The organism is Amycolatopsis sp. NPDC021455 (assembly GCF_040640995.1).
Classification (GTDB): domain Bacteria; phylum Actinomycetota; class Actinomycetes; order Mycobacteriales; family Pseudonocardiaceae; genus Amycolatopsis.
The window spans coordinates 226,747-239,457 of record NZ_JBFACT010000005.1; the positions used below are offsets into that span (position 1 = coordinate 226,747).

The following is a 12,711-nucleotide window of genomic DNA, read 5'->3' on the forward strand; positions in this document are numbered from 1 at the left end:
CGCCGGGGCTCCCTACACCGCTCGCCGGAGGTCGTCGGGCCGGTAGTGGCCGCCCAGCTCCTGGGTGAGCTCCCGGGCGGTGTCCACCACGACCCGCAGCTCGGGCGTGTCGTCGCCCATCGACAGGGTGTTGTCCGGGCCGACGATCGCGATCGTCGCGCAGATGCCGTACTCGTCGAACACCGGCGCCGCCACCGCGACGATGCCGGGCGTGCTCATCGCGGTGCAGTAGCCGACTTCGCGCACCCGGTCGACGTCCGCGCGCAGCTCGTCGCGGGCCGTGCCGGAGAGGTTGCCGATCAGCCGTTCCATCGAAAGCTGGTCGGCGTGGTAGGCCAGGAACACCTTGCTCTGCGCGGTGTCCAGCGGCAGGTGGCTGCCGACGCGCACGGACACGATGACGATCGTCGACGGGTTCTCCTCCACCCGCGAGACCACCGGGCCGGTGAGCCCCCACAGGCTCAGCACGACGCTGGTCTGCGTGGCGCGCGAGAGCGCCTGCATGTGCCGTGGCGCCAGGTTCACCACGCGGCGGTGCCCGATGGCGAACGCGCCGAGCTGCAGCAGCAGCGCGCCGGGCAGGTAGCCGCCGTCGGCGCTGCGCTCCAGGAGCCCGGCCGCGACCAGCGACGTGCAGTACCGGTAGGCGGTGGTGCGGTTGAGCCCGAGCCGCTCGGCGACCTCCGCGGCCGTCACCTCGGGGGTGGCCGGGTCGAACAGCGACAGGATCTGGCTGACCCGGCTCACCGCCTGGATGTCGGCCTGGTCCGCGCGGGCGTCCGGGGACCGCGTCGGTTTGGTCACGGGAGCCTCCGCCGGAAGTCTGGTACGGCTGTTCACTTCGTGAACAGGGACCTCAGGCTACCGGACCGGACGCCGGCCTGGTCTGGCGACCGAGGCAGCCGGTCTCCGCGATTCCCTACCTGGCCGGCCACTTCGAGGAGCCACCATGCGGAGCTCTCGCGCCGTCACCACGGTCGCCGCCGCGCTGCTGCTCGCGGCGGTGGGCCTGGCCACCGGCACGAGCGCGGCACGAAGGCCTTCTGCCGCCGTGGCCGGGCGGCGATGCGGTCGTACCTGGTGACCGTGGGGCAGTTCGCCGACATCGCCGAGCAGGAGATGTACCGCGAGCTGGGGCGGGACCTGGATTTGACCACGGTGCTGCGGACGGGCGGCGACCGCCGCGAACGGTCTTGCACAGCACCGGGGAGCGGATCACGTGACGACCGTGCTGAGCGTCCGGCCGGACCGGGCAACTCGATGCCTCGCCTCGCCGCGGCCGGCCCAGGCGCGGCCGCCCCCGAGGCGGCGGCGATCGTCAGCACGACCAGGCCGGCCGTACGAAGGACGCCGGGCCGGGCCCCACACCACCGCCGTGCCCGGGCGATCCGGACTCCCCGCCGGCATCGACGTCCCCCTCGCCGCGTTCCTCCGCACTCGCCGCCCGGCGTCCGGTCCCACCGGCGTCGCGGGCCAGGCGGTTCCGGTGACCGGAGCCGGTCACCGGAGCCGCCGGGTCGTCATGTCAGCTGGTGACGAGGCAGGTGGCCCGGTCCTGCCAGCTCACCCCGCCGAGCCGGAGATCGGCGCTCTGGTCGATCCACGTGCTGCGCGTGCCGGTGCTGGGGCAGTCCCGCGCGTCGAAAAGGCGGACGTCGCACTGGTGGGCGGTGTGCACCGAGCTCGCCCGGTTGTCCCAGCCCCAGCCGCTGAGGTTGTACAGGCCCTCGATGTCCGTGGTGGACGTCGTGCAGCTGCCGTACCGGTAGAAGGTGATGCAGCTTCCGGAGTATCCCGTGTTGTCGTAGAGCGTGAACGCGTCGACCGTGCCCGAGACGTGGCCGACGCTCGTGCACGCGAGTCGATCGAAACGGACGCGGCGGTGACCCTGCGCCCGGTCGACGGCGCGCCGACCATCATCAAGATCGAGCTGACCACGCAGGGCCGCGTCGCCGGTGTCGACGAGAAGCAGTTCCAGGAGTACGCCGAGCAGGCCAAGGCGAACTGCCCGGTCAGCCGCGCGCTCGCCGGCGTGCCCGAGGTGACGCTGCAGGCGAGTCTCGCGCGCTGACCCGGTCCGTGGCGGCGCCCGTCAGCGCTACCACGGACGGTGCCGCTGGTCGAGCCCGGCACCGGCACCGCCACCATCGCCTACCTACCGGTCGCCGGAGCACCGGTGGTCACCATCGCCGCCGACGGCCGGTCCACAACGATCTACGCCCGACGCCGCCACCACGTCGAGCAGATCGCCCGGGCGCGCTGAAAGACACCTCGATGTACGGGGGCGTGAGTACAAGCGCGAGGATACGGCGGGCGTCATGCCCCAACCGGGCGAACAGCACCGGCTCGCTCCCGGCGGCCCACTCCAGGCGAACCGCTACCCCCAGCGGATCCACTTCACCTATCGCGACCCCGGACGATCCGGGCAGCCGGGCTACTGGCTGGCGGGCTGAGGCTGAACATCGTGCGTAAGCGCGCCACGTTCGTCGTCCTCACCGCGGTGCTGGTGGCCGGCGCCGTGGTGGCGACCACCGGTCCCGGGCCGCGCACCACACCGATGCTGGCGCCGGCCACCGAACAGCTCACGCGGGATCGGTCAGCGCTGCACGAAAACGCTGTTGGCGGCGAACGTGATCGAAGGCTTCTGCGAGTTGCCTTCGATCAGGAACGGGTGGCCGGTGCAGTTGTCGCTCTGGAACATCGCGGCGGCTTTGCTGCTCGTGTTGATCGCCGACCTGACCCGGTTTCCCCAGCCGTGCTCCACCAGGTTGACGCACGCACTCGGGTTGGGCGGCAACGGCAGGACGTTCATGGAGGCACCGTTGAAGTCGGGCTGGTCCCACATGCACAGTGTGTCGGTGAACGGGCAGGTGCCTGCGGCGCTCGCCGGTGACGCGGTGACGACCTGAGTGGTGACGGACGCCAGCAGGATCGCGAGTGCTACGCCGGACTTCATGAGTGCTCTGCGGTTGCGCATCGAATCTCCTCCTCGGTTTCACGTACTGATTGCCTGGTCCATCGAGGCCACGCCGGTGCGTGAACTCGCCGAATCCGGGAAAAACAGGTGCGGAAGGGAGAACGACGGTATTCCGTCCGGAGGACGGCACCCCAGTTCCTCAAGTGAGGATACCAGTTTGCCGGGAATGCCGGGTTCCGGTGATCGTCCGGCAACGCTTTCTGCCGGAAGGCCGGCGGGTGGTGGTCGCCAGCGGGGCGACCGACACGGAGTCGATGTTCGGGGCTCGCGGCCATCGAGGAGAGCTGGTGAGCCAGGGCGACGGCTTCACCGAGCTCGGCCTCGAGCAGCTGGCCTCAGCGGCCGGGATGAGGCGGTCGCCTACGCCACGTTGTGCGCCCGGTTGTGAAGACCTTCAACGAAACCCCTTGACGACAAGGCCGGAAGCCCAGCGCACACCGTCTCGGCCTCGCGTCGAACTCCGCGCTGATCATCGTGTCCGTGGCGATTCTTGCAGGCCGCGTCCGACAGCGGGGTCACGTCGGCCGACTCGGACGTGCCCAGCGGTGCCCACAGCTGCGGCCGGTCCACGATCGGCACCACCAGGACCTTGTCGGGCCCGTGGTCATCCCGGGCAACCTCGACGTAGCCCCCGGCCTCCGGCGCCGTCACGAAGGTGACCGTGTAGTCCGGCCGGTACAGCGTGAGGTAGTGCCGGATCGCTCCGTCCGGTGCGCGGTCGTGCCGCCGCCTGATCGCGGCCACGACCCGCTTGGTCGCGGGGGCCGGCTCGACGTGCACCTCAAGCGGCGACTCGATCGTCACCGGCGGGTACTCGGCCTCGCCGGGGCGCGGGTTCGCGCCGACGATGGCGTAGGCGCTCTTCATGACCATCGCGGTGACGTGCGCCTGTTGGTAGCCCGCGTCGAGGTCGTTGTACTGGGCGATGTGGTCGAGCGTCTGATCCACCTCGGGCTGGCCGCTGAGCCGGAAGCCTTGGAGATCGATGCGCTCTTCAGGGCGTCGACGACCAGGCGCGGCCAGTTGATGGCGACCTGACGTACCCGCTCGTCGAGCGTCGCTTGCAGCTCCGGGTGCATGTATGACAGCCGCTGGCGACCCTCGTAGTACTCCAGGAGTCGCCACAGCTCTGGCAGCCGTCGCTGGAAGGCCGGAAGGATCGACTTGTCACCGCAGGACGCGCTCGTCGCGACCTGGTCGCCACACTGGAATCGTGCTATGCAGCTACTTGAAGTAGTCGAGAAGAAGCAGGAAATGTTACGCGAGAGACATGGCCAAGCTCAAGGCTCGCTAACGAAGCAAGATCGCAAGATCGCCAATGAGGGACTGCGAAGGTCAGAGACGTCGATTACGGCTCTCGAGGCACGAATCCGCGCAGTGCGGCAGAGTGATGAAGCCGGCGAGCGTCAGAGTTTATTGAGAGGGTCAGTCGCGTGCGCGTACAACGCGAACAGAACCGTAAGGCGGTGGAGTTGGCTTACGGCCCAGTCGATGCGATGGACGAGGAAGTATTGCAAATCAATGGGAGAGGCAGAAAAGATTGTCAAGTCTCCTCCTTGTGACAGCCCCACGATGGACGAAATATCGTTGAATCTCCCACTGCGATCCTGGGGGGCTCTTAGTCGCTCACCGCACCGCCATCCGGCTGGGAACGTGCGTGCTTCTGTGCCAGCTCACGCCACCGGGTGATCGCCATCGCTGCTGTCGGGACGGCATCGATGCGCTTGCCGACGGCTTGGCGGTCGTGCTTATCGGGCCGCAGCCGGTCCGCGTCGCCGGCCGGATGACGTACCTCGACGGCGTCGTTGTCGACAGCACTGACTTGCGGACGAGCCGAGTCGACGGTCCAGCGACGGGGACCAGTTCCTTCTCCAGGGCCCCGATGCTCGCGCCGCTCGCGGGCAATTCGAACCTAGGGTCGTTCGCTGCCCTGGCCCCTTCTTCCTCTGCCACCACTTCACCGTCCCTGCTTCCGGTCATTGCTTTCACCCTGAAGCTCCGGCAACTGGGCTCACTGACCAACGAAGTCTTCCACTGCAGCCAGTTTCACTCGTTCGGACTAGCGCTCGTCGGCAGGGTCTTTCGCAACGTACGTCGTCTGGTAGGTCAACAAGGCCGCGGGCGGAAGCAGCCCTCCCGGGCTTCAGCGACCTTGCCGTCGTCGGGTTTCGTTCCACTCGGCCGAACCTCTCCGGCGGGTGTCCAGGTGACGATGGAAAGCTCGGGGGCCGCAGCGGGTAGCCGCGTTCTCTCAGGCGTGTGGCAACGCACCGGGATAAGTACGGTCAGCCCTCAGCCCGGGCGACTACCGGCTCCCGGGTCAGGGAACGGCCGGCGAACTACCGGCTCTCCGGGGCCTCGGATCCGCCAAAAAGTAGACCGCGAATAGACCGCGACTGGCCGCCAGTCACCGGTTTCAGCCGTACACAACCGGACATCCCGGACTGGATCGCCGCTTCAAGCAAGCCCGCCCAGAGACCTGTTTTCGCAGGTCAGAGGTGGTGCCCCCGGTGAGATTCGAACTCACACTGGACGGGTTTTGAACGGATCTTGAAAGCGCGGGCGGAGCTGCAAGAACCTTGCCCCAGAGCCGCACTGGGGTGCCTCAGGGGGGCGGAACCTCGGGTAGCTGCATCACGTTGTCGCCGGGGCATGGCGCGATCAGGTTGGTTGCTCGTGTCGGATGGTTGTTCAGTATCCGTAGGTCTCACGATAGTCGTCGCTCATCTGGTACACAGGAGGGCCAAACGATAATGCGTCATCTAGAACTGCTCTGGCCAAGCTGAGCATCTCTCGTGCCGAAGGTGCCTCAATCACGAGGAGTTCGGGACGAGAGGGATCGATGTTGAAGCCGCAATGGTGGTCAGCTACGAGTGGCGCCACGCGGTCGGCATGCCGTCGATCGGTCGCGACGTAGACGACCGGGTTGCTGGACCAGGCCATTTGACCGACATGTCCCCGGCAACTTGCCGCAGTGAGAAATCCGGCGGCGGTAAGTGCGGATACGATGCCGGCGACGCCTATTTCGAGTCCGTCTAGCGGATGGGGATCGTCTTCGTCGTTGATCTCGGTGGATACGAGGCTTGCCCTCCCTGCATCTAATAGGTGGTCGAGCCGCTCGGGGTCATTTTCCTCTATCGCAGCTGAAATCAAGTCATACTCTTCAACTGTCTGAGCGATCGAGTCAATAAAATTGACAAGTCGCTCGTCTTCGGTCAAAGCAACGGACGCCTCCTGGGGATTGATGTCGTAGATCAGCCACGTATCTCGGAAGTAGCCAATGCCTTCCTCTGTGACATCATCATCGGAGGGTATCCAGTAACGCGTCGCCGAAGGAAGGGCGGGGGTCAAATCGAGCGACGCCACCGGGATCATCAGCTGTCGCCTCCGATCGAGTCAAGGATTTCTTGAATTCTGCCAACTTTCTCGTCGTTGTTGAGGTACTCCCGGTAGGAGTCTCTCGCGTTCGTGAGTAGCTCATCATACTTCAGAACTCGTGCGTTGATGGCGGAAAACATTCTCTGGGACTCCATCTTCTCTTCGGCAGTTGCCCAGTCCTTCAGGTCTTTCCCGACAATGCATATGCATTCTACGGGCTCTTCGATGTTGTTGTCGCGGAGGTACTTCTTTAGTGCACGAGAGTATTTTTGTATCTGTGATATCAAGGACGGCGAGTCTGTGCGAACAGAATGCTTCTTAAGTTCAACGATGACGTGGGCGCCGGTTATCCGCTTGTAGCGAATGTCGATTCGGGTATTCCGCTCCTCTTCAGGAAGCTTGTCGATTATCTGTTTGAACGAATTGGCTACTCGCTCTTCCATAACTCGATCTGTCGCGCGTTCCCAAGATGGATCGAGTAGCCACAGGTGCTCGAATATGTGCTCCTGAAGCACCTTCTCCAATGCATCTTCCTGTACGTATTGGTCTAGCTTTTCGATGACCTTCAGGCGCTGCTTGACTATTCGATGATAAAGGACTGATTCGAGATCCTCGATTTCGTCAAAGACCTTTCCTATCACCTGTATCTCGTTGGCGTTCAGTCCATCTAGCGCGTCGAGGTTATCCTTATGGCGCATGACTTCGAATGCAAGCACGGCGTGTGCGAAAAGCTCTTCTCGTTCATTCTTATTGTCGACAGTTAACTGGTTAATTTTTCCGAAGAGTCTTTCCGCTTTCTTCTTTGAATCACGTCCGAGAGTTCCGAACCACTCCTTAATCTTTTCGTTTTCAAGTGCCGCCTTCGTTCCCTCTTTGTTGCGCAGGTCTGACCATTCGCTTCCGATCTTTCGAATCTCGGCACGCAGCCAGTCGATTACACCTCTGTATCGAGGGTCGTCTTCGATTATTCCTTGACGGCTACTAGTTGCAATGTCTTCTTCGTCATTATTGTCGAGGAAATCAGCGCGAACTTCGCCGAATAGGTATGACCTAAAAAAGCTCGACTCGCTGACTTCTTTCAGTAGATCTTCATGTGCGACTTTGCCTCGGACGACGAGTGTGATCTTCGCGAGATTGTCTTCCCCGTCTGGATCCTTCAGGCTTGTGGGACTGTCTGCTGCGGCAATCCATCCGGTTATCGGCCCCCAGGAAGTCTCGCCAGCAGGCAAGAGCTTTGCCGAGTCGAGGTTCTTGCAGCGTTGCTTAATCTCAAGGCTGTCATTATTGTGTCCGTATGCCCAGAGGAATTGGACCTTATGGAAGTAGTCACGGTCTTCGGCTCTGACCTCGATGCCGCCTACAAAAACCTGAAATTGGTGGCGACTTCCGATGATTGAGAATCGTCGAGCCAGCCTTTTTCGAAGACCTGACACTAGATTTGTAGTGCGTTTCTTCAGGCGATTGAGAACTATCCGAGTGCCGCTTTCTAGGTCGCGGGGGAAGTCCTTCAATGGCGTTGGGTAGTAAACGCCTCCTCCCGCATCCTCCCCGATCATCTTGCGGATATCGGCGAGATCCATTCGGAATGCGCTTCGGTTTCCGTATTTAATGGTGTAGACCTCAACTACCTCGGCTACGGAGAATAGTGAGAGCTTGCCGATTCCTTTTCGGCCCATTACTGGTCGACCAAACCTGGGCGTCAGAGCGCCACCGTCGTCGCGACGCCTGTAGCCTACTCGGAGGAACCGATCGTTGACTTCATCGGCGTCCATGCCAGCGCCATCATCGCTGATTACGATTTGTTCGCTAGTTTGATCTACGGTAATATCCACGCGTGTTGCGTCGGCATCATAAGAATTCGCTACAACTTCGGATAGAACGGCGGATACGTTGCTATAAAGATTGATTCCGAGGTGATTGAGGACGTTTAGGCTGAGCGTCATTCTGAAGGGATGGTCTGCGGGAAGAGGTTGGTCATTCACTGCTTCTCGTATCCTCCTCGGATCGGTTCATGTCATCTATCATCGTGCATGGTGACGTCATGTTATCGAGACCGGGTTTTGTGTTAGCCGCTGCGTCAGGGCATCAAGTGTCCCCGAGGCATCAAGTGTCCCCGAGGAGGTTCTTGCGGAATTTCCAAGCTTTGTCGAGGATGCAGGCTCCGGGTGATGCCATAGGTTCTTTCGTTAATAGTCTCGTGACGTTCTTCTCAGTGAACGGTACGCCGTCCGAGACCGAAGACGATTCGACTGCTGCGACCAGAGTGCCCTCGGCGTTCACGTCGACGGCATCGCCAAAAAGATCGTCAAAGACGTCATCGTCCATTACGACGACTGTCAGGATCGTGGCGGTGAGGGTAAGAGTGTCCAGCCCGATGCCGAGGCAGTATGCGGTAACGCGGCCCTTCTCTCGTGCAGCCTGCAAATCTCGGTAGAGCGACCAGTTTTCATAGTCGAGCGGCTCGCCCTGGCTGCCGTCGCGCTCCGGCTCGCCGAGGATCTCCTCGGAGTACTCCCGGACCATGCTGCGCCACAGGTCGAAGTCGTTCTCCTTGTCCCACGCCGCCACCGAAGACGGCTGAAACTCCCCAGCTGGGATGAGGCCATAGATGCCGGCGGCCGTTGCCACCTTGGCCGGGTCGCGCCAGTGCAGGAGGAACGTCGCCTTGCCGGTGTCGCGCTGGCGGCGGAGCGTAAGCGTCTCGATGGCGGGCATGACCGGTCGCCGCTCCAGGTCGAACGGGTCGCCGATCAGGCCGCGCAACGGAAGTTCGGCCCAGTCCGCGCGGGGAACCTTCCGGTTCGGGAACTGCGCGACAGCCAGCTCGTGCGCGATGGCCTCCGACAAGTCGAGCTTGTCGAAGTACGTCGCCAGGCCGAACGTCATCCGCTCGTTCGACGGCGACAGGTCGACGTCCAGGAGGCGATAGCTCGTGCGGTTCTCGAACAGTGCCGGCGGGTCCAGGTACTTGATCGCCGACGTGTACCGCTCGAAGCGTCGGCCGGGCGCGCGGAGCGGCAATGCCTTGTCCGCCTCGGGCTCGGTGCCGGTGACCGTGATCGGGACTCGGTGATCCGACCACTCAAGCTTGATGTCCTCCAGGCGCACCGGCGCCGGCGGCATCCACTCGCGCCGGGCGATCAGCGGAGCCTTTCCGATGCGCGCTTCCGGCCGGTAGAGCGACGCGGCCGCCTCGGCGAGTTCGCGCCGGCGGCTGTTCAGCTCGCGCCGCATCCGGCGCCACTCCTCCTGGCTCACCGCGACCGGGTCGACCTCGTTCACCAGCGCCGACGTCGAAGGGGGAGCGACGGGCTGAAGCAGCTCCTTGGACAGGCCGAGCCTCGAGGGCGAGATGCCGAGCTGGTTGGCGACTCGCAGCAGCGTGTCCAGATCCCGGACCTGCCGCTGACCAGTCTCGATCTTCGAGATATACGACTGGTCCATGTTGAGGATCTGAGCCAAGTCGGCCTGGTTGAGCCCGTTCGTCTTCCGATACTCCTTCAAGACCTCGGCAAGCAGCCCGGTGTTCAGTTCGAGCTCGGTTGTCGACCTCGGCGAGAGCCACGGCTGGTCTGCTTCCACTGGCGGCAAGTCCCTTCGTTTCGATCTTCTTCGGCTGCGATCGGGCTGACTGGATGGTGTTTGACCTGCGGTTATGCCTGGCTGTCATGCGGGAGCGTCGTTAGGACTGTCCGGCCTTGGACTGTGGTGGCGCTCACGGGCGAAGCTATTCCCATGATCACGGAACACGGGCCGAACGGCCGAACATCACGACCGCTTCTCAAGCTCCTCTACCCGGCGCCGGAGATCGGCAACCTCGGCTCGGAGCGCGGCGACGTCGTCGGCGGGGGCGCTCTCGTCCGGGAGGCTCCGGACGAACGTGCCTCGCCCGGCGGCGGACTCGAGTACGCCGGCGTGCTGAAGCTCTCGGATGGCGTTGTGGACGGTGAGTTCGGCGACGTTGTACGTCGCCGACAGCGCTTTGAGGGACGGGATCTTCTCCCCGAGCGCGAACTCGCCGGCCCGGATGCGTCGGACCAGGTCATCCCGGATCTGTGCGCCTAGCGGCTGTGCTCCCTGCTGATCGATAGGCATCTGGCCAGGGTACGCAGAAAACCAACATCACCCTAATGCGCCACACGTGCGAGCTTGACTTACCTAAGCGCTATAGGGTGCACTAAGGCGCAATAAGGTACTCGATCGGAAGGTTCCTCATGAAGTCCGCGAACATCACCAACCGCGTCGTCCGGACCGCCGCTGACAGTGTTTCCGCTGTTCAGGGGTACTGCCCGGATGACCTGGACGAGTCCGCCATTGACGCGCTGATCGCCGAAGTCGACCAGGAGTTGACCGGCGCGACGGCCGTGGCGGAGACCCGCACCCGGCACGCGTTCACCGACGCGCAGCACGCCCACCGCACTCGTCGGCGCGTCAGCCGCGCGGCGCTGCGGGTGCTGCCGTTCCGGCTCGACACGGCCGCGTCGGCGGAGAGCGGGGAGGCCGCATGACGGTCCGGCTCGGTATCCCCGTCGCATTTGGTCCCGACACGGCGGCTCATCCCGCCAAGAACGTGCACGCCGCGTCGGGTCTCCCGATCAACCACCACGCAGGTAGCTACTCGGAGAGGTCTCTCATGGTAGGCACCCTCACTCCTCGCGCAATCGAGCGTTTGGCGATCCGCCGATACACCGACCAGACCGGCCAGTCGTGGGCCAAGGCCCCGGCCGCCACGCGCCGGGCGTGGCTCGCCGAAACCGAGCCGGCCATCCGCGCTGAACACGGCGTCGCGCTGGACGCGGTGTGGGACGGCGGGGACTGGCAGGCACCCGGTCAGGTCGGCCTCTTCGACGTGCCGGAGGTGGCCTGAGATGTCCGCGCAGGTGCTGATGGTCCTCGGCGGTCTCGCGCTGGTCGGCGTGTTCGCCGTGTGGCGCTCCGGCCGCAAGTCCGCGATCCGCGCCCGGACGGGCGTTCGCGAGATCACTCGGATGACCGGCAACACGATCCGCCTGGTCCTGGCCACGGCGATCATCGCGTTCGTTCAGTGGTTCGTGATCGTGAAGATCCAGAACACCACCGCTACCTGGATCGCGCTGGTCGTCCCGGCGCTGCTGGCCGCCGCCACGATCGTGCGGCTGATGGCCATCACCGAAATCGTCCACACCACCCGTGGGGGTCGTCGCTGATGTTCGGCAAGAAGAAGACCGAGGACGAAGCCGCCTCCTGCGCGGTGGTCCACCTGATGCTCTCCAGCGTGAAGCCCAGCGTCCGGCAGGAAGTGCTCTCAACGCTGACCGACGACCAGCGCCGCCAGGTCCTCAACGCGGAACTCGAAGGCCGCGCGGACCAGTGGGAACGCAAGAACGGCACGGAATGGGGGGAGAGTTGATGAGCACGGAAACCCTGGCTCCGCAGGACGCGAAGCACCAGCCGCTCACGGGGGCAGACAAGCTCGCTCAGGACGCTGCCACCGCCGCGCAGGTCCGGCGGCTGGCCAACCACCCGGACGTGGTGGCGCTGCGGGTGGAGAAGGTCCGCACGCAGATCGACGCGGTGATCTGGCTCGGGATCTTCCTCGGCCTGGCGTTCACGATGGTCAACGTCCAGTCCTTCGCCGCCGCCGGGGCGGCCACCTGGTCCGCCGGGTGGCTGGCCGGATGGCTGCTGGACCCCATGGTGTCGCTCGTGCTCGTGGCGGTGCTGCGGGCGGAGCAGGTGACCGCCCGGTATCAGGTCGAGACCGGGGCGTGGGCGCACCGCACGAAGTGGTTCGCGTTCCTGGCCACCTACGTCATGAACACCTGGAAGTCCTGGACTCACTTGGACGTGGCCGGGGTGGTGCTGCACTCGGTGCCGCCGGTGCTGGTGTTCCTCGCGGCGGAGACCGCGCCGGTGCTGCGGGACAAGCTCACCGAAGCCGTCATGGCCGCCGCCGGCACCGCGTTCACGGGAGAGCAGCCCGCCACCGCTTCGGCCGCCGCGCCCGCTGCTCCATTGGAGGACAGCGCGGGGGAGACGCCCGCTCCGGTCGTCCGGCCGCGTCGCCGTCCGGCTCGCAAGCCGGCCGCGAAGCCGGCTCGGAAGCTGCGCGGGGACTACCTGGCCGACGCCCGCGCCGCGTGGGCTCCGGGTATCGAGATCACCCCGGCCTGGGTCCGGTCCGTGTGTCCGGAGATCTCGCGCGGAACCAGCAAGAACGTCGCTGACGACCTGATCGCCGAAACCGCCCGCCCGGCCGCCTTGCCGGTGCCTGCCGACCAGTCCGTGACCGTCGATGTGGAGGAGGCCGCCTGATGTCCGCCACCGCCGACCACACGCCTGAGTCCGTGAACGGACCCGACTCCGAAGGGCCTCTC

The 12,711-nt window shown here is 64.5% G+C and carries 17 protein-coding genes; 10 read left to right on the forward strand and 7 right to left on the reverse strand.

From position 1 onward, the window contains the following. Positions 1-12: 12 nt before the first annotated feature. Positions 13-804: an IclR family transcriptional regulator gene (locus AB0G28_RS10430; protein WP_361085870.1), complete on the reverse strand. Its 792-nt coding sequence runs from the start codon at positions 802-804 to the stop codon at positions 13-15. 145 nt (positions 805-949) lie between these two features. Between AB0G28_RS10430 and AB0G28_RS10435 the strand changes: the two genes are divergently transcribed. The 5 genes from AB0G28_RS10435 to AB0G28_RS10455 all read left to right on the forward strand — a co-directional run bounded on the left by AB0G28_RS10435 (position 950) and on the right by AB0G28_RS10455 (position 2,453). Beyond that, positions 950-1,084 (forward strand): hypothetical protein, encoded by a 135-nt coding sequence (locus AB0G28_RS10435; protein ID WP_361085873.1) that lies wholly within the window; start codon positions 950-952, stop codon positions 1,082-1,084. Between the two features lie 448 nt (positions 1,085-1,532). Continuing rightward, the gene (locus AB0G28_RS10440) at positions 1,533-1,769 is read left to right on the forward strand and encodes a hypothetical protein (RefSeq protein WP_361085876.1); all 237 of its coding nucleotides are present in this window, start codon (positions 1,533-1,535) and stop codon (positions 1,767-1,769) included. Between the two features lie 68 nt (positions 1,770-1,837). Further along, a complete protein-coding gene (locus AB0G28_RS10445) occupies positions 1,838-2,071 on the forward strand; it encodes an OsmC family protein (RefSeq protein WP_361085878.1) in 234 nt (77 codons plus the stop codon). A gap of 39 nt (positions 2,072-2,110) precedes the next feature. Next, complete coding sequence (locus tag AB0G28_RS10450; RefSeq protein ID WP_361085881.1) at positions 2,111-2,263, forward strand: hypothetical protein; 153 nt, start codon at positions 2,111-2,113, stop codon at positions 2,261-2,263. A 55-nt stretch (positions 2,264-2,318) separates the two neighbouring features. Next, a complete protein-coding gene (locus AB0G28_RS10455) occupies positions 2,319-2,453 on the forward strand; it encodes a hypothetical protein (protein WP_361085884.1) in 135 nt (44 codons plus the stop codon). 143 nt (positions 2,454-2,596) lie between these two features. Here AB0G28_RS10455 and AB0G28_RS10460 read toward each other — a convergent pair whose 3' ends face one another. From AB0G28_RS10460 to AB0G28_RS10485, 6 genes are all read right to left on the reverse strand, one after another. Further along, on the reverse strand, positions 2,597-2,977 hold the full coding sequence (locus tag AB0G28_RS10460; protein ID WP_361085887.1) for a peptidase inhibitor family I36 protein: 381 nt from the start codon (positions 2,975-2,977) through the stop codon (positions 2,597-2,599). Positions 2,978-3,337: 360 nt separating this feature from the next. Then, the gene (locus AB0G28_RS10465; protein ID WP_361085889.1) at positions 3,338-3,925 is read right to left on the reverse strand and encodes a hypothetical protein; all 588 of its coding nucleotides are present in this window, start codon (positions 3,923-3,925) and stop codon (positions 3,338-3,340) included. A gap of 1,743 nt (positions 3,926-5,668) precedes the next feature. After that, positions 5,669-6,352 (reverse strand): hypothetical protein, encoded by a 684-nt coding sequence (locus AB0G28_RS10470; protein ID WP_361085892.1) that lies wholly within the window; start codon positions 6,350-6,352, stop codon positions 5,669-5,671. Next, complete coding sequence (locus AB0G28_RS10475; protein ID WP_361085895.1) at positions 6,352-8,298, reverse strand: ATP-binding protein; 1,947 nt, start codon at positions 8,296-8,298, stop codon at positions 6,352-6,354. The genes AB0G28_RS10470 and AB0G28_RS10475 overlap by 1 nt, the downstream gene beginning before the upstream one ends. A gap of 160 nt (positions 8,299-8,458) precedes the next feature. Beyond that, positions 8,459-9,937, reverse strand: a complete 1,479-nt coding sequence (locus AB0G28_RS10480) for a helix-turn-helix transcriptional regulator (protein WP_361085898.1) — start codon at positions 9,935-9,937, stop codon at positions 8,459-8,461. Between the two features lie 186 nt (positions 9,938-10,123). After that, complete coding sequence (locus AB0G28_RS10485) at positions 10,124-10,450, reverse strand: GntR family transcriptional regulator (RefSeq protein WP_310976736.1); 327 nt, start codon at positions 10,448-10,450, stop codon at positions 10,124-10,126. Between the two features lie 119 nt (positions 10,451-10,569). Here AB0G28_RS10485 and AB0G28_RS10490 point away from each other — a divergent pair, with 119 nt between their 5' ends. The 5 genes from AB0G28_RS10490 to AB0G28_RS10510 all read left to right on the forward strand — a co-directional run bounded on the left by AB0G28_RS10490 (position 10,570) and on the right by AB0G28_RS10510 (position 12,649). Beyond that, positions 10,570-10,863 carry a hypothetical protein gene (locus AB0G28_RS10490; RefSeq protein WP_361085901.1) on the forward strand — a complete coding sequence of 98 codons (294 nt, stop codon included), beginning with the start codon at positions 10,570-10,572 and terminating at the stop codon, positions 10,861-10,863. Positions 10,864-11,024: 161 nt separating this feature from the next. Then, entirely contained in the window at positions 11,025-11,222 is a 198-nt protein-coding gene (locus tag AB0G28_RS10495; protein ID WP_361085904.1) for a hypothetical protein, read from the forward strand. Position 11,223: 1 nt separating this feature from the next. Further along, complete coding sequence (locus AB0G28_RS10500; protein ID WP_361085907.1) at positions 11,224-11,541, forward strand: hypothetical protein; 318 nt, start codon at positions 11,224-11,226, stop codon at positions 11,539-11,541. Continuing rightward, on the forward strand, positions 11,541-11,744 hold the full coding sequence (locus tag AB0G28_RS10505; protein WP_361085910.1) for a hypothetical protein: 204 nt from the start codon (positions 11,541-11,543) through the stop codon (positions 11,742-11,744). Before AB0G28_RS10500 ends, AB0G28_RS10505 begins: the two co-directional genes overlap by 1 nt. Then, positions 11,744-12,649, forward strand: a complete 906-nt coding sequence (locus AB0G28_RS10510) for a hypothetical protein (RefSeq protein WP_361085913.1) — start codon at positions 11,744-11,746, stop codon at positions 12,647-12,649. The genes AB0G28_RS10505 and AB0G28_RS10510 overlap by 1 nt, the downstream gene beginning before the upstream one ends. Positions 12,650-12,711: the final 62 nt, after the last annotated feature.